The organism is Acinetobacter sp. XH1741, assembly GCF_041021895.1.
Taxonomy (GTDB): Bacteria; Pseudomonadota; Gammaproteobacteria; order Pseudomonadales; family Moraxellaceae; genus Acinetobacter.
Genome location: NZ_CP157428.1, coordinates 2,164,026 through 2,187,284, shown reverse-complemented (window position 1 = coordinate 2,187,284; position 23,259 = coordinate 2,164,026). Strand labels below are relative to the sequence as shown.

The 23,259-nt window shown below is 37.1% G+C and carries 24 protein-coding genes and 1 pseudogene; 14 read left to right on the top strand and 11 right to left on the bottom strand.

Annotated features, from left to right (window positions below; all coding sequences use genetic code 11):
• Window positions 1-11: 11 nt before the first annotated feature.
• On the bottom strand, window positions 12-2,951 hold the full coding sequence (locus tag ABLB96_RS10395; RefSeq protein ID WP_348898238.1) for an insulinase family protein: 2,940 nt from the start codon (window positions 2,949-2,951) through the stop codon (window positions 12-14).
• Window positions 2,952-3,203: 252 nt separating this feature from the next.
• The gene (locus tag ABLB96_RS10390) at window positions 3,204-5,297 is read right to left on the bottom strand and encodes a TonB-dependent siderophore receptor (protein WP_348898237.1); all 2,094 of its coding nucleotides are present in this window, start codon (window positions 5,295-5,297) and stop codon (window positions 3,204-3,206) included.
• A 237-nt stretch (window positions 5,298-5,534) separates the two neighbouring features.
• Between ABLB96_RS10390 and ABLB96_RS10385 the strand changes: the two genes are divergently transcribed.
• The 8 genes and pseudogenes from ABLB96_RS10385 (at window position 5,535) to ABLB96_RS10350 (ending at window position 11,200) form a co-directional block, all read left to right on the top strand.
• Window positions 5,535-6,539, top strand: a complete 1,005-nt coding sequence (locus ABLB96_RS10385) for an adenosine kinase (RefSeq protein ID WP_348898236.1) — start codon at window positions 5,535-5,537, stop codon at window positions 6,537-6,539.
• Window positions 6,540-6,555: 16 nt separating this feature from the next.
• Window positions 6,556-6,864, top strand: a complete 309-nt coding sequence (locus ABLB96_RS10380; RefSeq protein ID WP_004701295.1) for a Rieske (2Fe-2S) protein — start codon at window positions 6,556-6,558, stop codon at window positions 6,862-6,864.
• Window positions 6,865-6,889: 25 nt separating this feature from the next.
• Window positions 6,890-7,498 (top strand): OB-fold-containig protein, encoded by a 609-nt coding sequence (locus ABLB96_RS10375; protein WP_348898235.1) that lies wholly within the window; start codon window positions 6,890-6,892, stop codon window positions 7,496-7,498.
• 365 nt (window positions 7,499-7,863) lie between these two features.
• The gene (gene cydP / locus ABLB96_RS10370) at window positions 7,864-8,058 is read left to right on the top strand and encodes a cytochrome oxidase putative small subunit CydP (protein WP_348898433.1); all 195 of its coding nucleotides are present in this window, start codon (window positions 7,864-7,866) and stop codon (window positions 8,056-8,058) included.
• Window positions 8,058-9,644 (top strand): cytochrome ubiquinol oxidase subunit I, encoded by a 1,587-nt coding sequence (locus ABLB96_RS10365; protein ID WP_348898430.1) that lies wholly within the window; start codon window positions 8,058-8,060, stop codon window positions 9,642-9,644. The genes cydP and ABLB96_RS10365 overlap by 1 nt, the downstream gene beginning before the upstream one ends.
• Window positions 9,641-10,785, top strand: a pseudogene (gene cydB / locus ABLB96_RS10360) (cytochrome d ubiquinol oxidase subunit II). The gene ABLB96_RS10365 and the pseudogene cydB overlap by 4 nt, the downstream one beginning before the upstream one ends.
• 13 nt (window positions 10,786-10,798) lie before the next feature.
• The gene (gene cydX / locus ABLB96_RS10355) at window positions 10,799-10,900 is read left to right on the top strand and encodes a cytochrome bd-I oxidase subunit CydX (RefSeq protein WP_000270276.1); all 102 of its coding nucleotides are present in this window, start codon (window positions 10,799-10,801) and stop codon (window positions 10,898-10,900) included.
• The gene (locus tag ABLB96_RS10350) at window positions 10,901-11,200 is read left to right on the top strand and encodes a cyd operon YbgE family protein (RefSeq protein WP_348898432.1); all 300 of its coding nucleotides are present in this window, start codon (window positions 10,901-10,903) and stop codon (window positions 11,198-11,200) included. It abuts the gene before it with no gap.
• 12 nt (window positions 11,201-11,212) lie between these two features.
• On the opposite strand, the gene ABLB96_RS10345 is transcribed toward ABLB96_RS10350, so the two are convergent.
• From ABLB96_RS10345 to ABLB96_RS10320, 6 genes are all read right to left on the bottom strand, one after another.
• On the bottom strand, window positions 11,213-11,737 hold the full coding sequence (locus ABLB96_RS10345) for a GNAT family N-acetyltransferase (RefSeq protein WP_348898429.1): 525 nt from the start codon (window positions 11,735-11,737) through the stop codon (window positions 11,213-11,215).
• A gap of 76 nt (window positions 11,738-11,813) precedes the next feature.
• On the bottom strand, window positions 11,814-12,485 hold the full coding sequence (locus ABLB96_RS10340) for a DUF2057 domain-containing protein (protein ID WP_348898428.1): 672 nt from the start codon (window positions 12,483-12,485) through the stop codon (window positions 11,814-11,816).
• A gap of 225 nt (window positions 12,486-12,710) precedes the next feature.
• Window positions 12,711-13,307 carry a nitroreductase family protein gene (locus ABLB96_RS10335; protein WP_348898427.1) on the bottom strand — a complete coding sequence of 199 codons (597 nt, stop codon included), beginning with the start codon at window positions 13,305-13,307 and terminating at the stop codon, window positions 12,711-12,713.
• 189 nt (window positions 13,308-13,496) lie between these two features.
• Entirely contained in the window at window positions 13,497-14,603 is a 1,107-nt protein-coding gene (gene ftsY, locus ABLB96_RS10330; protein WP_348898426.1) for a signal recognition particle-docking protein FtsY, read from the bottom strand.
• A 106-nt stretch (window positions 14,604-14,709) separates the two neighbouring features.
• Complete coding sequence (locus ABLB96_RS10325) at window positions 14,710-15,036, bottom strand: hypothetical protein (protein ID WP_309455115.1); 327 nt, start codon at window positions 15,034-15,036, stop codon at window positions 14,710-14,712.
• A 100-nt stretch (window positions 15,037-15,136) separates the two neighbouring features.
• Entirely contained in the window at window positions 15,137-15,496 is a 360-nt protein-coding gene (locus tag ABLB96_RS10320) for a hypothetical protein (RefSeq protein WP_348898425.1), read from the bottom strand.
• A 215-nt stretch (window positions 15,497-15,711) separates the two neighbouring features.
• Here ABLB96_RS10320 and ABLB96_RS10315 point away from each other — a divergent pair, with 215 nt between their 5' ends.
• The 3 genes from ABLB96_RS10315 to ABLB96_RS10305 all read left to right on the top strand — a co-directional run bounded on the left by ABLB96_RS10315 (window position 15,712) and on the right by ABLB96_RS10305 (window position 17,229).
• Complete coding sequence (locus tag ABLB96_RS10315) at window positions 15,712-15,945, top strand: hypothetical protein (RefSeq protein ID WP_002050673.1); 234 nt, start codon at window positions 15,712-15,714, stop codon at window positions 15,943-15,945.
• A gap of 337 nt (window positions 15,946-16,282) precedes the next feature.
• A complete protein-coding gene (locus ABLB96_RS10310; RefSeq protein ID WP_348898431.1) occupies window positions 16,283-16,657 on the top strand; it encodes a DUF2750 domain-containing protein in 375 nt (124 codons plus the stop codon).
• A gap of 140 nt (window positions 16,658-16,797) precedes the next feature.
• Window positions 16,798-17,229 (top strand): CBS domain-containing protein, encoded by a 432-nt coding sequence (locus ABLB96_RS10305; RefSeq protein ID WP_348898424.1) that lies wholly within the window; start codon window positions 16,798-16,800, stop codon window positions 17,227-17,229.
• Between the two features lie 51 nt (window positions 17,230-17,280).
• Here the strand turns inward: ABLB96_RS10305 and ABLB96_RS10300 are convergent, their stop codons facing one another.
• The gene (locus tag ABLB96_RS10300) at window positions 17,281-18,489 is read right to left on the bottom strand and encodes an aspartate aminotransferase family protein (RefSeq protein ID WP_348898423.1); all 1,209 of its coding nucleotides are present in this window, start codon (window positions 18,487-18,489) and stop codon (window positions 17,281-17,283) included.
• A gap of 227 nt (window positions 18,490-18,716) precedes the next feature.
• On the opposite strand from ABLB96_RS10300, the gene grxD reads away from it, so the two are divergent.
• Entirely contained in the window at window positions 18,717-19,058 is a 342-nt protein-coding gene (grxD, locus tag ABLB96_RS10295; RefSeq protein WP_002120913.1) for a Grx4 family monothiol glutaredoxin, read from the top strand.
• Between the two features lie 46 nt (window positions 19,059-19,104).
• Here the strand turns inward: grxD and ABLB96_RS10290 are convergent, their stop codons facing one another.
• Complete coding sequence (locus ABLB96_RS10290; RefSeq protein WP_348898422.1) at window positions 19,105-19,428, bottom strand: hypothetical protein; 324 nt, start codon at window positions 19,426-19,428, stop codon at window positions 19,105-19,107.
• 255 nt (window positions 19,429-19,683) lie between these two features.
• Between ABLB96_RS10290 and ABLB96_RS10285 the strand changes: the two genes are divergently transcribed.
• Window positions 19,684-20,586 carry a LysR family transcriptional regulator gene (locus tag ABLB96_RS10285; RefSeq protein WP_348898421.1) on the top strand — a complete coding sequence of 301 codons (903 nt, stop codon included), beginning with the start codon at window positions 19,684-19,686 and terminating at the stop codon, window positions 20,584-20,586.
• A 56-nt stretch (window positions 20,587-20,642) separates the two neighbouring features.
• On the opposite strand, the gene map is transcribed toward ABLB96_RS10285, so the two are convergent.
• Complete coding sequence (map, locus tag ABLB96_RS10280; RefSeq protein WP_348898420.1) at window positions 20,643-21,437, bottom strand: type I methionyl aminopeptidase; 795 nt, start codon at window positions 21,435-21,437, stop codon at window positions 20,643-20,645.
• A 353-nt stretch (window positions 21,438-21,790) separates the two neighbouring features.
• Here map and brnQ point away from each other — a divergent pair, with 353 nt between their 5' ends.
• Complete coding sequence (brnQ, locus tag ABLB96_RS10275; RefSeq protein ID WP_348898419.1) at window positions 21,791-23,092, top strand: branched-chain amino acid transport system II carrier protein; 1,302 nt, start codon at window positions 21,791-21,793, stop codon at window positions 23,090-23,092.
• Window positions 23,093-23,259 lie beyond the last annotated feature (167 nt).

Below are 23,259 nucleotides of genomic sequence, written 5' to 3'. Positions count from 1 at the left end.
CAATTTTTATTTTAATTAACTTGTTTAATCGTAAAGCCCAGTTGTTGCAATTCGTCACGTTTTGCAAAAGGTGCAACGACAGCTTTCACAGGTATTTGTTCAATTAAATATTGACGCGCAACACGCTGTAAATCTTCTAAAGTCACATGTAATAGTCTTTCACGTAAAATACGGCGGAAAGTTGGTGTTCTAGCATGTAACAATGCATAGCAAGCTGTAATTGCCTCGCCTGCTGGTGAACCCGGTTTATCCATACTTGCCACCAAGCCAAGAATTGCTTCTTCTAGTTGATGAGGTTGTTGCTGTGTATTTAACAACCATTGCACGCTCGCTTCAAAGTCTTTAAATGTCTCAGCTAAACGTGGGTCACGATAACTAAAGAAACGGAATGAACAAGCATTTCCATCATAGCTAGCACCACCACCATAAGCACCGCCTTTTTCACGAATAGCACTATGCAAGAAACCATTACGTAAATAGGCTGCTAACACCATTAAAGGCGCTGCATCTGGATGAGATACGTCCACAGCTTGATATGCAGATGCACAGAACTGAACATTGGATTGAATTAACCATGCTTCATGTTCATTATCGTTTTCTTGCTCAACTTGAGTTAACTCAGTTGCTGCTGTATCAACATTTAGCTTATCCCAAACATTTTGGATTTCTTCAACCAAACGCTCAGACTGATGCTCTTCACATACAAGTAAAAATTGTTTAGGCGCTTGCAATAATTTGGTATGAATACGCTTCAACTCAGTAATTAGCCCATCATAAGCAGCATCGTCTTGCGTAATTTTAGTAACAAGCTCGCCTAACCAGTTCAATGCACCTAAACCAGTGTTTTGATAGTCACGTTGAGCTAAAGCACTCATATTACGAGAAGCAATCTGCATCGCATAGCTATGACCAGCACCCGATAAACGAGACTGCCAGCGTGTCTTACGTTGTTGCAACAACTCAATAATTCGCTCTTTCTCATCAAATCTAAGCTGTTCAAATGCTAATTTTAATAAATGAATTGCATCGAACTTCTGAGTTAAAGATTTTGTCGTTAAAGTTAACCAAGCACTAATTTTATCTTTATCATCAACTTTACTGCGTAATGAAGCGCCCATTCCTAAACCACCACTTACAGCTGTTTGTAAGTTTTGTAGTTCAAGATAGTCGTACTCACCTGCACCAACTTCACCCATTAAAATAGAGAGTAAATTGAAATATGGTGAGGTAACAACATCATCAGGAATCTGAATAAGCACTTGTTGATAGTAAATGCCATTCGTTCCGGCATGATACAAGTTCAACGGCGTGTCCATTCGATTACAGATAATTTCACGCAATTGACCTTGTACAATATGCAAGTCAGCCGGTACGTCTTCTAGACCTACTTTTGGTAACAGCTCAAGATTATCTGGTGTATCTTGACGCTCTTGTAAAGCTTTGGTTTTAGCAACGATCTCTGCTTTATCTTCTTCAGTTAACTTTTCACCAATCGCAGCTAAACGTGCTTTTTCAGCTTCTTGTTCTTTTAGCGACTTGGTTGCATCAGGTACTAAAGTCATTTGTACACGGTGTGGATTATCTAACAAATGCGTTTGAATAAGATTAGATAACCACATTGGGTCTTGTAGTTCTTCTTTAACCTGAGCAATTGCACTATCAACATCCCAGATCTGAATTGGGTCATTATGGTGGATAGCACCACTCAAACCATTTAAAATCAAACTTAAACCATACGGCGTACCATCACCATTAATTTCACGTTGATGCAACTCGATTTGATGCAAAATTGCATCAACTAACGCCGAGTCAATTGGTTTTGCAGCCACTTCACGCAGAATATTTAAGACACCATCTTTAAAACTTTCTGCATGCTCAGGGTTTGAACCTTGAACGCCACAATAGAATGTCATTTCAAAGTTACTGTCATCTACGCCCATTAAAGGTCCAGTTGACTGAGCATAACCACAAGTTTCTAAATAATGACGAAGCGGTGACGCTGAGTTTTCAAGTAAAACACCTTCTACCAAACGCATACCGAGACGTAGTTTGATATCACTCGCTTGCGGTAACAACCAAGACAATACATGGTAAGTTTTATCTTTTAAATCATCGCCATCAACAGCATAGTTTTCCGTCACTTCAACAGGTGCTGTTAAACGTTTTTCTGGTTTTGAATATAAAGTTGTACCCGCAGCAAACTTATGTAGAGCTAGTTTTTCAAATTGCTCTTGTAACTCATATGCCGTTTGGTTACCGAAGGTCATAAATACTGCATTACTTGGGTGGTAATGAGTTTTATAAAATTCTACTAACTGTTCATACGTTAAATCAGGAATGTCCTTTGGATCACCGCCTGAGTTGTAATGATAGGTCGTTTCAGGAAATAAATGGTGTGCCAACTGATGATAAAGCTGATCAGACGGTGCACTCATCGCACCTTTCATTTCATTGAACACTACACCTTTATATACAGGCTGATCATTTTCAAGTTCAATGCGAATACCTTCTTGAGCAAAATCAAGAGGATTTAGATTTGCTGAAAAAGCAGCATCAAGATAAACAGACAATAAGTTTTGGAAATCTTTTTTGTTTTGAGTTGCAAATGGATATGCTGTCCAATCTGCTGCTGTAAACGCGTTCATAAATGTATTTAATGAACGGCGAATCATTAGAAAGAACGGATCACGAACAGGAAACTTTTCAGAACCACATAAAGCGGTATGCTCTAAAATATGTGCTGTTCCTTTAGAGTCCATAGGTTGTGTTCTGAACGCAACAAGAAATACATTTTCATCATAATCAGTTGCCAAGTGATAATGCACCGCACCTGTGACCTTATGCTTATATTCAGACACTAAAATATCTAATGCTTCAACATGGTGCTGACGTAGCAACTGAAACGCAGGGTGAACAGTTTGAGAAATGGTTTCAGTGACATCTACAGTCATGTGATCTCCTAACATATCGGATAAGTGAATAAGTCTCATTATAGCCTGAGTCGGCTTGAGATTGGCGAACAAAAGCCAAGTAAAATACTATGTTTTTGTTGAGTATTAGTTTTCATAAGCATGGCTTTGATATCAAGCACATAGCTCTAATCGTTGTATCCTAACAGAACAAAACCTTTTAATACTATCTATATCCTACACGACAAATAAAAAAGCTCATCCAAATGATGAGCTTTTTTGACATTTTTTTAATTAAAAACGATAGCGAAGTGCAACTTGAGCATTTAGCGGATCACCCATCATGTTTGAATCATTTGCTCCGCTATGACCTGAAACAAAATAGTCATGATCAAACAGGTTATTTAGGTTTAAGTTCACATCATAACGTTCACTCTGATAGCCTAACGCGGCATTTACAACAGCATAACCCGGTAAAATATTTTTGTTATCTGGCGCACTAAATCGTGATGATTCACCACGACCACCTACAGCCGCATACCAATGATCATTAATTTGGTATTTTAACCATAAGTTAGCAGTGTTATTTGGCGTAAGCGCAGAGTGATTACCTGTAAACCCGATAGTCGACTTTTCAATCTTACCATCCATATAAGAATAGCCAGCTAGTATGGACAATTGATCAGTCAATTGACCTGTTAATGAAAGTTCAACACCTTTTGTTTTTTGCTCACCTGCCAACAATGCTTGATTTGGATTAGATGGATCTTGGTTTTGAATATTGGTTTGGCTCATCTGAAATAAAGCCAAAGTTACATTCAATTGATCATTTACATCCCACTTCGCACCAACCTCATAATTTTCAGTTTTTGTCGGCTTTAAATCATCACTGTTTTTATAAAAAACAAATGCATCAGCCAGAGGTTGAAACGAGCGATTATAAGATGTATAGAGCGAAAGATTACTTACTGGCTGATAGACCACCCCAATTCGTGGAGAATAAGTATTATCAGTACGGTTTAAATCTAGATTTGCACTTGTTTTATCATCACGATCTTGAGATAGATTGTCATAACGTAAACCAACTAAAACTTTAAGCTGGTCTGTAACTGTCATTAAGTCTTGAAAATACACGCCATAGTTTTCAAAAGTATTGCTATTGTTATTACGTGCAGCCGTTGTACCTGTATTAATAGGTGCCCAATATTCTAATTTAGGGTTATACAAATCGGTGGTTGTTTTCGCACCTTGCCATAGTATTTCATCTTTATTCTGCTTACTATATTCAGCACCAATTAACGTATTGTGCTTTAAAAAACCTGTATTAAATAAAGCGCTTAACTCTTGTTGAACATATACTCCATCTTCATTACGTAAACGCTTATTTTGAGTCAAAGTAATTTGTGATTTATCAGCAGGATGTGTATCAACACTATATTGACGATCTAATGAATAATTATAATGACGAACTGCCCCATGATATTTGAGTTGATCACTAAACTCATGATCCAAACTTATGGTTTGACTCGAGATTTCAGTATCAACGTCCCCAACTTCTTTACCATTTAACGCACCATAAAAAGTTTTAGGGTTTGTTTTAACTGGTTTACCTGTAAGTGGATCTGTCGGGAATCCTTGATCAGCTAAACGGTCATCATGCAAATAGTCAGCCTGAAGTAAAAGTTTAGTTTTATCACTAATATCCCACTGTACTGATGGAGCCACCGCCTGACGTTTTAAAAAAGCCTGATCACGATAACCATCTGAGTCTTCAACTGCACCAGTTAAACGAACCTTGACATTCTCTGCTACTTTTTCATTCACATCGACTTCTGCACGGCGTTGCCCTGAAGTGCTACCAATTAGGCTCACTTCACGCAAAGATTCATCCATTGGCTTTTTATTAATTTTATTAACTAACCCACCCGCCGAACCACGACCATAAAGTACAGAAGCAGGCCCTTTTAACACCTCAACTCGTTCAACATTCGACATATCTCGAAAATACAATGCATCATCACGAATACCATCTACATAATTATCTGTGATTGCAGAGAACCCACGAATCATGACCTGATCACGCTGTCCATCACCCACGCTAAAACTCAAACCAGCAACATTTTGCAAGGCACCTTGCATAGAGGTCACTGTTTGCTCTCTTAGAATTTGTTTCGGTACGACATTTACAATTTGAGGAACATCTTTTAATTGCATGAGGCCTTTAGTTGCACTCGATGCTTGCCCTACTTCTTGTTTTAAACTGTTTTCCTTCTCAGCTTTTACTGCAATTGTTGGAAGATTGGTTACAGCCTGTGAGTCTGCCGCTGCGGCATATACATGGCCTGTTATAACCCCAAATGATGAAATAAATAAAATAGAACGTTTCATGTAAGTTCGCTATGAATAATTTCAGGCGAAGTTTCAATGAAATGGTCTACGTTTGTAAATATTATCAATAATCATTATTAATTGATAATATTTATTAAAAAGAATATTTCAATTGCTTAGGCAAACAATAAAACTCTGCTAACCGCTGAATTACCTGAATTTTATTCAACAAACTACAGCAAATGTGAGCAATGGTGTAAACTTATCGATCTGATTTTTTATTCTGTGACAACACATATGGCAACTGTAGATCTTTTTGCAATTGGTAATGCATTAATCGACCAAGAATTTAAAGTGTCTGATGATTTTCTTAGTCAGCAAGGCTTACAAAAAGGCACAATGCAGTTGTCTGACGGTGATACACAATCTGCTTTATATGAAAATTTAAAGCAAACTCAAGATTACAAAGGCCAAGCAAGTGGCGGCTCTGCTGCAAACACAACTGTAGCCTTTAGTGCATTAGGTGGTAGCGCTTTCTATGGTTGCCGTGTTGGTCACGATCAATTAGGTGAAATTTACCTACAAGGTCTAAATGATGCAGGCATTCAAACCACACCCAAATCAATCAGTGAAGGTGTAACAGGTACATGTATGGTACTTATTAGCCCAGACTCTGAGCGTACCATGCATACCTATTTAGGTATTACGGCTGAACTTTCTCAAGATCAAATCGATTTTGAGCCGTTAAAAACAGCAAAATGGCTTTATATTGAAGGTTACCTCTCTACCAGTGAAACAGCTCGTAAAGCAGTAAAACAAGCTCGTGAAATTGCAAAAGCTCACGGTGTTAAAATCGCTTTATCTTTGTCAGATCCTGCAATGGTTCAATATGCCCGTGAAGGCTTAGAAGAACTTATGGATGATGGTGTAGATCTACTATTCTGTAATGAACAAGAAGCCTTAATGTACACCAATACCACTACTGTTGAAGATGCACTCACGCAGTTACGTTTTAAAAATCATACTGTTGTGATTACGCAAAGTGCCAAAGGTGCATTAGTTGCAAATGCAACTCAACATTTTCATGTGGCGGGTCGTCATGTAGAAGCTGTAGATACAAATGGCGCAGGTGATGCATTTGCAGGTGCCTTTCTCTATGCACTAAACCATCATGAAGATTTAACTGCTGCTGCCCAGTTAGCTATCTTAATTTCGAGTGAAGTTGTGTCTCAATTTGGTCCTCGTTTAGCCATTAATGACTATGCTAAACTTCTCGAAAATTTTCAGAAGGAATGTGCTTGAAATGGAAAGGATCTGTATGACGGAAGAAGTTCCTGAGCGTGAAGCTAGAGCTTTTGACACTTTACAAGGAACTACTATTTTCATTACACAGCGTGATGGCTCATTCTATGCCTATCAGAATTTATGCCCTCATTTGCAAACTGAACTTGAATATCTAGAAAATCAATTTCTAGATCAAGACCAAGAATATATCCAATGTTCTACCCACGGCGCTTTATTTAACGTGGAAACTGGCGAATGTATTTCTGGTCCTTGTTTAGGTGATTTTTTAAATAAAGTTGAGATTAAAGTGCATTCAGATGGCGGTATTTATATCGTAGACTGAAATCATCAACATTAGAGTTTCTACCATGGCTGATTTCTTTTTTAATTATTATCTTATGCCTTTTCATTTAAGTGTTGTGGCTTTGATATTACTCAGCGTGGTAGAAACCATTGGTATGTATATTGGGTTACGGCCAAGCCAACTTTTAAAAAAAATTGCACCAGATTGGCTTACCAACTCTCCTCTATTTAATGTTAAATTTTCTAAAGCTCTAATCTTTGTTTTTTTACTTATCAATTTCAGTTTTGCTGGTTACTTCTTACAGCTTTCTTTCTTTGCTATCCAACATTACTTCATCATCCCTTTTTACTTAATTATTCCTGCACTGGTTATCGCAATCTTTTTTACAGTGTTTATGATCCATTGCCTTGATCAAGTGATTAAACCAAAGCTTACGCATACCAATTACAACCTGTTAGGACGCCTCGCAACAATTTCAAGTGGTAGCGCCAGACCTGGTTTTTCAGCTCAAGCACGTGTACGTGATGAGTTCGGCCAATTGCACTATGTTCAGGTTGAACCTGAATATGGCGAGCTAGAACTATATTCACAAGTCATATTAGTGAGAGTTCAAAAAAGCCATTATCTTGCAAAAAAGATTTCAATGGCTAACGACTTATTTGCTCCAGATTAATTTTTAAATTCTATTTTATTCACCTAAAATAATTATTCCTCTCAAGGATATTCATCCTTAAGCTCCATCACGCTCCTTTTTTACTAACATTCGGTTTTTTATTTTAAAACCCACCAAAATAGTAAGAATAAAAAATAACCAATCATTTTAGTATGATTATATAATTATTATATACAAGTGTTTTAGTTGGATTTAATAATAAATTCAAACCATTTTAGTTGGTTATTTTATTTAGAATTATTTAAAAATACAAGACATTGTTTTTCATAATAAAAATAATTAAGTTTTTATTTAAAATATATTTATTGTTTATTTTTAATATATTTTGATTAATAATAAAATTAATATGTATCGAGGTTTATTTTATGAGCCTTAAAACTCCAGATATTAATGCCAAATTAATTAGAGAAATTACGATTATTCTAATAATCAAAGTCGTGCTTCTCTTAACCATCAAACATATTTGGTTTGATGCTCCCACTATCCCCAAAAATTTTGACAATCAAGTCGCCGAGCATATCGCTGGCGATAACGCTTCCCACATTAAGGAGACACGTTGATGATTTCTGAAAGCGTGGTTGATCTTTCGCGGTTCCAATTTGCCATGACCGCCATGTATCACTTTCTTTTCGTACCTTTAACCCTAGGCCTTGCGTTTATTCTGGCTATTATGGAAACAACTTACGTGATATCCGGTAAAGAAATTTACAAGGATATGACTAAGTTTTGGGGAAAATTGTTTGGTATTAACTTTGCCTTAGGTGTAACTACAGGCTTAACTATGGAGTTCCAATTTGGGACTAACTGGGCTTATTACTCACATTATGTAGGTGATATTTTCGGTGCACCATTAGCAATTGAAGGCCTAATGGCATTCTTCCTTGAATCAACATTTATTGGTCTATTCTTTTTTGGGTGGGATCGTTTAAGCAAAGTTCAGCATTTAGGTGTAACCTGGTTGGTAGCTCTTGGCTCTAACATGTCAGCACTCTGGATTTTAGTTGCGAATGGTTGGATGCAAAACCCAGTCGGTGCGGCATTTAACTTTGAAACAATGCGTATGGAGCTTGTGGACTTTGGTGCTCTTATTTTTAACCCTGTTGCACAAGTAAAATTTGTACATACTGTTTCTGCCGGATATGTAACAGGTGCAATTTTCGTACTCGCGATTTCAAGCTACTACTTGCTTAAAAAACGTGATCTACCCTTTGCCCGCCGTTCATTTGCAATTGCTGCTATTTTCGGTCTTGCTTCCACACTTTCAGTGATTTTGCTTGGTGATGAGTCTGGTTATGAACTAGGTGATGTACAAAAAACTAAACTCGCTGCAATTGAAGCCGAATGGGATACTCATCCTGCTCCAGCTCCATTTACTTTATTTGGTGTACCAAACCATGAAGAAATGCGAACAGACTATGCAGTTAAAATTCCTTATGCATTAGGTCTAATTGCAACTCGCTCAACAACCAAAGAAGTTACTGGTCTAAAAGACTTAATGCAACAGCATGAAGTCCGTATCCGTAACGGTATGCTGGCTTATGCTGAACTTGAAAAACTACGTGCCGGAGATCGTTCACCAGAGTTATTAGCTTCATTTGAGAAAAACCAAAAAGATTTAGGTTATGGCCTACTTCTTAAGAAATACGCACCAAATGTCGTAGATGCAAGCGAGCAAAATATTCAAGCGGCTGTCAAAGACACCATTCCGAACGTGACTGCTCTATTTTTCTCATTCCGCGCAATGGTTGCCTCTGGTTTCCTAATGCTACTTCTTTTCGTTTTAGCGACTTGGGCTGTAGCAAAAAGAAATGCTGAAAATAAACCTTGGCTACTTAAATATGCATTGTTTGCGCTCCCACTTCCGTGGATTGCAGCTCAAACAGGCTGGTTTGTTGCTGAAGGTGGCCGTCAACCTTGGTCTATTGGTGAAATTTTACCAACTCACTTATCGACTTCGAGTTTAAGTACTGGCGATGTATGGGGTTCAATCCTCGCGTTAGCAGCGTTCTACACCGTACTTTTAATTATTGAAATGTATTTAATGATTAAATTCGCTCGCTTAGGACCAAGCTCACTTCACACTGGTAAATATCATTTTGAAAAGCAAGAAGCGAAAGCATCTGTTAATGGGGAGGCCTTATCATGATTGAGTACGAACTCATAAAATCATATGGTGGGTGTTAGTTGGTGTCTTACTCATCGGGTTTGCCTTAACCGATGGTTTCGACATGGGCTCAATGGCACTTATGCCATTTGTTGGTAAAACTGATAACGAACGCCGTGCGGCCATCAATACCATTGCACCGCACTGGGATGGTAATCAAGTCTGGTTTATTACCGCAGGTGGTGCATTATTTGCGGCATGGCCAATGGTTTACGCAGTTGCATTCTCAGGAATGTATTGGGCATTATTACTTGTGCTATTTGCCCTATTCTTACGCCCTGTAGGTTTCGACTATCGTTCTAAACTAGAAAATACGAAGTGGCGTAACTCATGGGACTGGGGACTTTGTATTGGTGGTGCTGTACCAGCTCTGGTTTTTGGTGTGGCATTCGGTAATCTATTCTTAGGTATCCCTTTTAGTTTAGATAGCACATTACGCTCTGAATACGCTGGTAGCTTCTTTGCTCTTCTTAACCCATTTGCCTTAGTTTGCGGTATTGTCAGTCTTTCTATGCTCTGTGCCCATGGCGGTGCTTGGCTCATGCTACGTACAGATGGTGCCTTAAAACAGCGCTCTGCTAAAGCTACCCAAATTATGGCAGCAGTATTTTTGTTATGTTTCCTTGTGATTGGAGCATGGTTGTACTTCGGCCAAATACCAGGTTATAGCTACGCTGCAGCAATTAATCCAAACGCTGCTCTTAATCCATTGGCTAAAGAAGTGGTCACAAATAATAACCCTGGTTGGATGAACAACTACACCAGCTACCCAATTACCAAGGTTGCTCCAGTTCTCGCAATTTTAGGTGCAATTCTTGCGTTCTTTACAGCATCAAAAGCAAAAGCAGGTTTAAGTTTTACTGGTACAAGCTTAATGATTGTAGGCGCAATTTTAACTGCAGGCTTTGCTCTATTCCCATTTTTATTACCTTCTAGTGTTAGCCCAAACTCTAGTTTGACCATGTGGGATGCTGTATCAAGTCATCGTACTTTAGGCGTTATGACAGTTGCTGCATGTATTTTTGTTCCAATCATTTTGATTTACACAACTTGGTCGTATTACAAAATGTGGGGCGTGATTACCAATAAACATATCGAGTCAAACTCGCATAGTTTGTACTAATAAGGAGAAGTAAATGTGGTATTTCGCATGGATTCTTGGAATTTTGATGGCATGTTTTGCAGGTGTATTAAGCGCACTTTATATCGAGCATCATCAAAATTTAGATGAGGAATAAATCATGGCAAACGCAATGACAGCATCAAATCAACGAAAAGCTCAAGCATTTGCAATGGCCATTTCATTTCTGTTGGCATTGCCGCTTGCTGCAATTTTACTGGTCCATCCTTCACTAATGTTAGATGCAAACGGACACTACAATCATAGCCAACTTATGTTGGTTATGATGGGGATTTCCGGAGGCTTTATTTATGGTGTTGGTTTTGTACCCCACTTCTGGTTATGGAAATGGTTATTTAGCCCATGTATAGCTTGGCCTCTCATGCTTTTAGGCTATTACATCTGGTTTCTAACCTAAACCCAAAGGACCTCATTTGAGGTCCTTCTTCATTTCAATCAGTTTAATAGGTACAAGTGGGACTCCAACATCTGCTTCATATGGATATGGCTCTTGATTGCCTGTTTTTATATATCCACGTCTTTCATAATAAGCAATTAGTTCTGAACGTACATCTAAAACATACATGATCGCACTGTCCAATTCTGGGACTTTTTGCAAACCAAACTGTTCAGCATACTCCAAAACATGGCGGCCTACTTTCATATTCTGAATATGTGGATCTGTACAAAATGTTCCTATCTCCACAGTATTTTTTTGAAACGTAAGACCTATACATGCGACAAGTTTTGATGAATCCATTTCTGCAACTAATAATATTGAATTAGACATTTGTAATTGCTGTTTCAATTGCTCTTGACTAATACGTTGCCCTTTTACAAATCCCGCTTCTGTTGTCGAGCTTCTACCTTGTTGTTCTCTATAAGATTGATTAATCAAATCTACAAGTGATGAAATATCACTTAATTCAGCTAAACGGAAAGTTAAATTCATCATAATTATGCTTAGGCTATTTATAAATTACTAAAAATAAAACCGATATTAAATCGGCTTTATTTTGAATAGCAATTGATTAATTTGATTTTTCAGCTAACCAAGCCATAAACTTTTGGCGCTCAGCTTTAGAAGATTTCTGCCAAAGTTCAACTAAGCGCTGATCATTAGTTTGGGTAACGCCTGCCGCAGGTACCGTTGCTACAACAGGTGCCGCAACTTGGGCTGTAGTTGGTTTTGCAGTAGCATAAACTGCCTCAGGCTGTTGTTTAGATGGTTTTGTCGTAAAGTCCGCTACTTTACCCAACAAACCCGTTGCAAACCAAGGTCTTGCTTCATTATTTGCACCCGTCTGTTGTACAATTAGCTCGTTATTTGAGTTATATAAAGCGACTGTTGGCTGCTCAGCATATTTCTTAGCTTGCTCATACTCTTTTGGTACACCAACCATAGCAAGCTTATAAGTTTGCCCATCTTTTAACGTTGGGGTTTGAATAGTAACCACACCTGACTTAACAATATCGTGCTCGCCATTTAAGTGTTCAAAATATTCTTGGTAACGCACACTTAGGTTCGTTTCGCCTGCATCAACTTTGTAATTATTTTTAGAAAAACGGAATAATCCAGAGTTGACTTCTTGACCATTCACCGCAAGGATTACAATCTCTTCTGGTGCTATAATTGTAACTGCTGAAAATACTGAACCGCTTAGTAATAAACCAATTGCAGCAACACCTAATCTTAAAGTCATCTGTTCACGTCTCTATAATATTTAATAGTTTCTAAAATCATGAGCAATATGCAATATGATTATGACGATTTTATGACAAACTTATTGTCGGCTAATTCAGACTTAAAGCATTAAAAATATATTATTGAATTCTAATAAATATCTATTTTCAATAACTAAACCTTAACTCATTTCAAGAACATAAAAAAAGAGCACCTTTTGAGGTGCTCTTTTTATCAACTATCATTAGTTGAATGTTTTGAAACGATCTTCATCGCTAATAAATGCTTTTTCACCAGCTGGTGCTTCAACAGAACCAAATACCAACTGAGCACGTAATTTCCAATTTGCTGGTATATCAAATGCTTGTGCAGCATCGGCATCAACAATTGGGTTATAGTGCTGCAAAGAAGCCCCTAAACCCAACTCTGAAAGTGCTGTCCAGGTCGCGAACTGAGCAATTGCTGTTGAATGTTCAGACCAAACTGGGAAGTTATCTGCATACAATTCAAATTGCTCTTGTAAGCTTTTAATAACTGCTTGATCTTCATAAAACAGTACAGTACCAACACCTGCTACAAAGCTATCAATCTTAGCATTTGTACCAGCAAAAGAATCTGCAGGAACAATTTTACGTAATGCTTCACGAACTAAATTCCAGAATTTAGCATGTGATTCACCATAAAGAGTAACTACACGTGAAGATTGTGAGTTGAATGACGATGGACTATGTTTAACCGCTTCACGAATTGTTTCTTCAATTTTAGTGCGATCTAATGCAACATTTTTACCAATTGCATAAATAGTACGACGGTTTTTAATTTTATCTAAGAAAGTAGACATTTTGTTATTTCCTATCTATTTGATTGACCATTGGCCGTTGTTTGGGAATGAATATAGTCTATGAAACTCATTTCTTATAATCAGCATTAAAAATATGACAGTTCGTTTTATTTTCGCAACAATAAAAAAAGATATTGATATAAAAAAGCCTCACGATGAAGTAAGGCTTTTTAAGCAATCCACATGCAATTATTTGTCAGTCTCAAATAATGCTGCAACAAATGATTTCGCTGAGAATGGTCTCAAATCATCAATTTTTTCACCTACCCCAATGAAACGGATCGGTACATGAGTACGACTAGCAATATTAAAGAGTACGCCACCTTTCGCTGTACCATCTAACTTAGTAATAGTAATACCTGTTAGACCTACAGCTTGGTCAAATTCTTGTACTTGGTTAATTGCATTTTGCCCAGTACCTGCATCGACCACCAACATAATTTCATGAGGTGCTGTTGCATCAATTTTTTGCATCACACGCTTAACTTTCTTAAGCTCTTCCATCAAATTGCTTTTGTTATGCAAACGACCTGCTGTATCTGCAATCAATACATCAATACCTTTAGCACGTGCACTTTCAAAAGCATCAAAAATAACCGAAGCACTATCAGCTCCGTGGCCTTGAGCAACAACTGAAATGTCATTGCGCTCACCCCAGATCTGTAACTGTTCAGTAGCAGCTGCACGGAATGTATCGCCCGCTGCTAGCATTACTTTTTTACCTTCACCTTGTAGACGCTTAGCCAGTTTACCAATGGTCGTTGTTTTACCAACACCATTCACCCCTACCATTAAAATCACATATGGTGATTTATTAGGATCAATATGTAATGGCTTCACACGTGGAGCAAGTAAAGCAACCAATTCTTCTTGTAGAGCTTTATAAAGTGAATGTGAATAAATCAAATCACCACGGGCTGTACGCTCAGTTAAATTGGTAATAATCGTTTTGGTGGCTTCAACACCAATATCAGCAACTAATAATTGCTCTTCAACTTCTTCAAGTAACTCATCATCAATTTCTTTTCCACCAATTAGGATATTGACCATACCATCAGTGAAATTACGACGAGTTTTAGTTAAACCATCTTTCATTCGCCCAAAGAAACCCGTTTTTGGTTGCTCTGGCTCTTTAGAAGATGCAATTTCAACTACTTCTTCAACTTTTACTTCTTGCTTAACAGGTGATTCAACGATAGGAACATCGATAGCAGGTAAATTAGGCAATGTGACATCGTCATCCCCGATCTCAGCATCTATCAAGAATTTATTTTGCATATTCGATTGTTGTTGCATGCCGATTCCTTGAAAAGCAGCGTGTTAAAAAACAGAAAGTTTAGCATAAATTCAAGTTTTTGCCTGCTTCAATAGCGTGCAAAACCTTTTTGAAACAAAGCAAAACTTATTGAGTATCTTCTTGCGCTAACGCAGGATATTCCTTGATATGATCATGTTCAAACTGATAAGCATGCATTAACTTTAAATACTCTGCTCGATGAATTTCGGATTGAGCCATAATCAACTCAGCCATATCTTGGGTTCTTGGATAAGTGGCCTGTCGAGAAAGTTGTACAATTCTTTGGTACTGTTCTGAGTTGACAGGACGAAGTAATGCTAAATAAGACAGCATAAAAATACAGCCAATGATAATAATCACTACCAGATTAAAACATTGGTCTGCCTTTAACTCAGACTTTAATTTAAGAAAATTTTGTTTGAATGTGAGCATGACCTACCTCTAATTGATGTAGTGTAGGGTTCAATGCACTTCAGCACAAGGTCAAAATCCAGTAAGGCCAGTATTCTTTATCCTTACTGGATTGCAAGCCCTAGCTTATTAGAGATCGAATTACAGAGAAATAGAGAATTGCAGCAATAATCACTAAAACCAAAAACATAGCAAAAATGCTCAAACCCTCTTCTGCATCTGCTGGGTGCAATTCATCTTCATCTGCAATTTTTCTAAGCTCACCATCATAAATCTGATAGAACCGAGCTTTTTGATTAGGTTCCAATCGACCAGCATAATCAAAAACGCGTTTCCTTTGTGCCAAACAATAATCACCTAAATGTATTTCTTGATGGAAAATTGCTTCATCTAATAATTTACGATGGTAATGAGCAAGCTCTATGATTTGTTCCTCTCTAGGAGGAGTATCAAAAACAAAGCCATCGATAGTATTTGTCATAGTTATTCTCCTTGTCTTTTATTCTCATATTGATTTTACTCAAAATTATTTGTGAATAATGTTTAATCATGTATCCTAATAGTGAACTAATTAATGTCCATGAATGGTTGACAAATCAATCAATTTGTAATATTAGTTTAACAATTCTAAGTTAAATTAGTTTAAAGGCAGTGGCCTTTAGAAAAAGTAATCATAATTACAATAAGGAGTTTTATATGATTCAACGTATCTCTCATCATGATTTAGAACATGTATACGCAACTGCAGTTAACACAATTCACTCTCAAATGAATTTCCAAGATGCGGTTGCACAGTTAGAAGAAGTTGCTCGTGCTGGCCACGGCAAAGCTGCACTATTCTTAGCAGAATTATACTATCAAGGTTTCCGTGTTGAGCGTGATTCCATGAAAGCACAATATTGGCAGAAGTTAGCCACGATGCAAGCATAAAGAAACGTCACTTAGGTGGCGTTTTTTTTTACGTCTATTAAAACAAAAGTTATCAATTTATTAAAAGCCTTACTTCGCCTCTTTAGTCGTGGCTCAGGTGACGTTTTTTTATGCCTGTAAAAAATTCGATAAAGATACATTCATCTGTTATTTTTCTTGCGCTCCACCAAAGCTTTAGTCGCTTTGTCTCTCTCCGATAGTACTTGCTATTTAGCATTGATCTTTATAGACATTTCTAGTCATCAATATTTGTTTACGATTTGACACCTGTTTAAACTGAAATGTCATGTGGTTTTCTTATAATAAGCAAGACAAGTTAAAAACCTTTAAATTGAAAATGAATAAGTTAAGCAATCTACAACCGGTTTCTAAAGACTTGATGATCAAGATTTATATTTTAAGAACCATGATGTACTGTGGGGTTCTTTGGGGACTATTTGATGAAGGCTGGGCTATTAAATCAGATCAGGAAGATTTTATTTTCCCGTTTTGGCTAAATGGTGTTCAGGCACATCGATATGCAAAAACTCACTGGCCCAATTATAAGCCAAGAAAAATTACCCCAAAAGACTTCCATGAATCTTTACTGCCTACGTTAACGCGTTTAAAAGTTACCCCTGCTTTATTTAACTCATCTCATCGTAAGTTAAAGTTATCTACACAACAAATGCATCATTTCTTTTTTAATCATCCTCAATGGCAAGTAGCTTAAATTTATTTTTAAGCTATCAATATAGAATGCTTTTTGAACGCTTGAGCATAAAACTTGTATTTGAATGACTATCAAGTCTTTGCAATTTCCAAAAATCGAGCTAATTTAAATCAAAATGATAAAACAACAGGACAGAAGAAATGACTATCGTTGCACAAGTAATCAAGAACAAATCACAACAAGCTATTTTTACAATTTCACCCGAAGCAACTGTCCTTGAAGCAATTACCATTATGGCTGATAAAGGAATTGGTGCTTTAGTTGTCGCAGATGGTGAAAAGGTTGTCGGAATATTATCTGAACGCGATTACACCCGTAAAGTCACTCTTATGGAACGCTCGTCTTATAGCACAACAGTTGCCGAAATTATGACAGCAAAAGTGATTACAGTAGGTCTAAATAATACAGTTGAAGAATGCTTACAGCTCATGACCGATCGTCATTTACGTCATTTACCAGTATTAGATAATGAAAAACTGGTAGGTTTTATTTCAATTGGTGACTTGGTTAAAGCGGCTATGGAAGACCAAAAAGTTTTAATCGAACAATTAAAGCAATATATTTCAGGTTAAATAGACAAATAAAAATGGGCGGTAAGCGCCCATTTTTTATAGTTTTTAAACTTAAAGATAATTAGTAATTAAGGCAACTAAACGCTCTAACAAAATATCAGCTTGAGCTTGCGTCATGTTGATAGGTGGCAATAAACGAACTACTGTTCCTGCGGTAACATTAATAATAAGTTTATATTCATCACGAGCAATCGCGACAAGTTCAGCACATTCTTTCGGCAATTGAATACCAATCATCATACCAAAACCACGTACTTGTACGCTTTTGCTAGCCAATTTGGCACGTAATTGTTCAACGATATAGTTACCAACGACTGCCGCATTTTCTACTGCATTTTCCTTTTGGATCGTATCGATTACCGTATAAACCACACGTGAACCTAACACAGTACCACCATAAGTAGAGCCATGACTGCCAGGGCCTAACAATCCCACAGCTTTACCTTGAGTCATTACAGCACCCACTGGGAAACCATTACCCAAACCTTTTGCAGTGGTTAAAACATCTGGAATAATATTGGTATGCTGATATGCAAAATATTTACCTGTACGCCCATTACCAGTCTGAATTTCATCTAGCATCATCAACCAGTTGTGCTGATTACAGATATGGCGAACTTCTTCTAAATAGCTAAAGCCTTGTGGTGCCGTATTAATACCACCTTCACCTTGAATAGGTTCAATCAAAATAGCAACAATATCCGGATGTTGTAGGGCTGCCTCTTGAATCGCTTCAATATCGCCAAATGGTACGCGAATGAAACCTTCTACCAAAGGTGCAAAGCCGTCTTGTACTTTTTTGTTGCCAGTTGCAGAAAGCGTCGCCAATGTACGACCATGAAATGATTGCTCGGCAACAATAATTTTCGGCAAGCGTATACCTTGTTGTGTACCAAATTTACGGGCGATTTTAATAGCCCCTTCGTTTGACTCAGCACCACTGTTCGAAAAGAAAATTTCTTCCATACCCGAAACTTCAGCAAGCTTTTGAGCTGCCGCAGTTTGCCAAGGAATTTCAAATAAATTACTTGTATGCACAAGAGTAGCGGCTTGCTCTGCAATAGCCTCTGCAATGGCAGGATGGGCATGTCCCAAACCGCATACAGCGATACCAGTTAACGCATCTAAATATTCTGTACCGTCTTGTGTATAAAGATATGCCCCTCGGCCTCGGACAAAACTGATCGCTTGGCGACCGTAAGTAGCCATTAAGTGTGTAGGTTGATCAGGTTGTACTGGAGCTAGGGTAATATCAGTCATCACGAACTCTGTCTGTATGAGGTTTTAAGAAGAGTTTATATAAACAAAAACTTGCCCTGATGAAAAGTCTCATCACTCATTTATCTAAAATTTCGTCAGCTTTTTACGATCACTTCGGTTTATACAATAAAATATTGAATATTCTATGCAACTTTAGAGAGCAAGGCTGTTTGCAAAGCGATGTAAACACCCCCTATAATGCTGCAAGATTAGTTGAGGATCTACTTATGACTGAACAAGCACGTGATACTGAAGCGTTAATTCGCGATCAAATTGCGAAGCATCCCGTTTTACTTTACATGAAAGGCACTCCACAGTTTCCACAATGTGGTTTCTCTGCACGTGCAGTAGAGGCGCTCAGTCAAATTGGTCGTCCATTTGCATATGTGAACATCTTAGAAAACCCTGATATTCGTGCAACTTTACCAAAAATTGCTAACTGGCCTACTTTCCCACAATTATGGGTAAACGGCGAGCTTATCGGTGGTAGTGATATCATGCTTGAAATGTTCCAAAATGGCGAATTAAAACCATTAGTCGAACAATACAGTGCAGCTCCTGAAGCTTAATAATAAAAAAGCCAATCGAAAGATTGGCTTTTTTATACTTATGAAATTAACAATCACTTATACCGATATAACGAAATAAACCATCAACACCCAAATCTGCTTTTAATATAGTTAAATTTTTATAGGCTGTTGTCGTGATGGCTTCAAAAATATTCATATCTGGATTTTCATGTAGTTCATCCACATTTTGAGTCATACTTTCTTCAAAACGGTCAGCCACAAACTCAAACCCTAAATCCATTGCAATAAATAATGTATGTTCACACGGTTGAACATATTGTTCTTGTGTCCAATCGACAACTGCAAGCTTACAAATTGGGCAAAGAATATTTGCTGCCGCATTCTCTAATTCAACTAGCTGGTAAGACATACTTTTTTAAAAAATCGAGAAAAATATATTTTATGAAAATTAAAACATAAGCGCTATATTTGCTTAATATTTTTAGAAAATTAATTACAAAATCACACCAATGTAATTACAATAAAATTTCAAAATCAAACTTCCTTCTAAAACACTCTTTTCTTGAGCATATAGATGAGCTTTTTACAAAAAATTAAAATCTAACTTTATCGTTGCAAAAGTATTAATGTAAAATCTTGAGTGTTGCATAAATAGGATATTTTAATGCTCACAGATCTCGATGATTTTTATTGTTTCGCCCTTGTTGTTGAGCATGGTGGTTTTAGTGCTGCCGAACGTGTTACGGATATACCAAAATCAAAATTAAGTCGTCGTGTTTATAATTTAGAAGAAAATTTGGGGGTTCGTTTAATTCAACGCAGTTCTCGTCATTTCGCGGTAACTGATATTGGGATGGATATCTATAGACATGCCCAAGTAATGATGAATGCAGCACAAGCAGCCCACGATTTGGTAGATCACTTAAGCATTCAACCTAGAGGCGTGGTAAAAGTAAGTGTGCCGGTAGATATTGCACAAAATCAATTGCCTAAAATTTTACCCGCATTTTTAAAAAAATATCCTGAAATTCGTTTACAACTTATTGTGAGTAACCGCCGCGTTGATGTAATTAATGAAGGCATTGATGTTGCACTACGCGTAAGATCAAAACTAGATGATGATCCAAGCCTTGTCTTAAGACAATTTTCACTTATAGAACAAAGTCTCTTTGCGAGTCAGGCCTACTTAAATGAATTTGGCAATATCAAGACACCTGAACAATTAAGCGAACATCGAATTTTAAGCTTATCTGAAGAGCATCTAGATCAACAATTTACATTACATGGTCCAGACAATCAGCTGAAAAAAGTGAAGGTCAGCCCTATCGTAATGGGAACAAATCTTTATATGCTTGCTCAGCTTGCAAGCCAGAATTGTGGTATTGCTTTACTACCTGACACAGCAGCAGAAGATTTTGTAAAATCAGGGCAACTCATACAAATTTTGCCCGAGTGGAAAGCAGATCATGGTGTATTCCATGCTGTTTATCCATCTCGTAGAGGCTTACTACCGGCAGTACGTGTATTTATTGATTATCTTGTAGAACATCTATCAGACCATCCATAAGTTAAAAGCTATAAAAAAAGTTCGATAAATTATCGAACTTTTTTATTTTATAACCATTAAATTTTTGAGTAACTTCCTACACCTTCTGGCCATGATGTTAACAGTTCAAAACCTGTATCTGTAACAGCAACCATATGTTCCCACTGTGCAGATAAAGAAAGATCTTGGGTAATTACTGTCCACCCATCGTTTAACTCTTTCACTTGTGGTTTACCAGCGTTCACCATAGGTTCAATCGTAAAGACCATACCTTTTTTCAAAACCAATCCTTGGCCGCGTTGCCCGTAGTGCAAAATATTAGGTTGCTCATGGTATACCTTACCAATGCCATGCCCACAATACTCACGGACGATACTATAACCTTCTCGATGAGCAACGGATTGAATAGCATATCCAATATCACCCAAAGTTGCTCCAGGTTTAACAGTATGAATACCAGCTACCATTGCTTCATAAGTTGTTTCAACTAATTTTTTTGCATGCGGGTTTACGTTACCTACATAGTACATTCGGCTTGTATCACCAAAATAACCATCTTTAATAATCGCGACATCAATATTAATAATGTCACCATCTTTTAAAATTTTATTCGGCGAAGGAATACCATGACAAACCACCTCATTTACCGAGGTACATATTGTTTTTGTGAATCCATGATAACCCACATTTGCAGGGATCACTTTTAAAGTATTTACGATGTAGTCATTACAAATATTATCTAAATATTCAGTCGTTACACCGGGCTTAATATACTTCCCTATCATTTCTAAAACTTGTGCAGCCAAACGCCCAGAAACTCGTAACTTTTCTAAATCTTGTTCAGTTTTAATTGTAACAGTAGAAGCTCTCATTCAATTTTATCCTCGTAGGCACCGCTTTTACACTGCCTACAAAAATGTAAGTTAATTTAGAATATTTTAGAATGGATATAGGATAGGCTGGAAGCTTTAAATGCCCAAATATTCAACATTCATAATAGAAATTGATATTTTTTATTTTTACATAATTCTTAAGAAAAGTCAGACATAAAAAATGTTTTCTTTATTTCTTTCAATGGTTTTTCAACCACATAACTTAACCAGTTGATATTTTTCACATCTATGAATGATTTATAAAACCTGAAAAAACTCTTTTTCACGTAAAATAGCGCTTGATCATGCTCTCTTTTACTCTAAAATTCTTTCTTTTTCGTTAAATTTAATTTATGCAACAACTTCGTACTGGGGATATTATTGCCTTAGGTTTTATGACCTTCGCTCTTTTTATTGGGGCCGGCAATATTATCTTTCCTCCCATTGTCGCTCAACAAGCCGGTGATCATGTATGGCTAGCTGCCATAGGCTTTTTGATTACTGCAGTTGGCTTACCCGTAATTACGATTATGGCACTCTCTCGTATGAAGGGTTCCATTGAAATCATTAGTTCGCCTTTAGGCCGAGTAGCAAGTCTAATTCTAACTGTAGTGTGTTATTTATCAGTTGGTCCTTTATTTGCTACACCGCGTACTGCAACTGTTTCATATGAAATTGGCTTTTCTTCTTATTTTGGAACATCAAGCAGTAGCCTTCTAATTTACAGTGCTATTTATTTTGCATTTGTAACTATCGTTTCTTTGTATCCAAACAAGCTTTTAGATACTGTTGGACATGTTCTTGCACCTCTAAAAATTATTGCTTTAGCAATTTTAGGTATTGCAGCAGTTATGATTCCTGCGGGATATGTTCCTGCACCAATTAACCATTACGTCAACTCTCCTGTTTCAGAAGGTTTCGTAAATGGCTATCTTACGATGGACACTTTAGGTGCCTTAGTATTTGGTATCGTAATTATTCAAGCGATTTATTCACGTGGTGTTACTGATAATAAGCTAGTAACTAAGTATGCAATTATTGCCAGCCTTATTTCAGGTGTAGGTCTTACTTTGGTTTATTTAAGCTTATTTAAATTAGGTTTAGGTAGCCATGAAGTCGCGCCAAATGCCGCGAACGGTGCTGTAATCTTACATGCATATGTTCAACATGCTTTTGGAAATATGGGTTCACTATTCTTAACTGCTCTTATTTCATTGGCCTGTATGGTTACTGCAATTGGTTTAACTTGTGCATGTGGTGAATATTTTGCTCAGCTCACCAAGTTGCCATATAAGCTTTTAGTTTTCATTTTAGTTGGTTTTTCTTTCATTATTTCTAATCTTGGATTAACTAAACTAATTGCTGTATCAGTACCAGTTTTAAGTGCGATTTACCCACCTGCAATTGTGGTGATTATGCTTAGTTTCTTCTGGAAATTTTGGCATAAACCATCTTTTATTGTCGGTTCAGTAACGAGCGTTGCTTTAATTTTCGGTATTATTGATGGGCTGAAAGTTGCAGGTTTTGGAGACAACCTTCCTAACTTCCTTCAACATTTACCATTAAATGAACAAAACTTGGCATGGTTGATCCCATCTTTAGTTGTTCTTGTGGTTACTACCCTTATCGACAAAGTTAAACATAAAAACATTTAATCTGGTGTTTTTTTGAAATCGAGTTTTACCCAAACATGATTTTATATATCAAATAAAATGCTGCGTTTACCCAACCAGCATTTTATTTCAAACACCAGTATTTAGTGACAATTCAACTATAGATATAATTAATTTTTACTGTAATATTACACTAAAATAATTTTTAG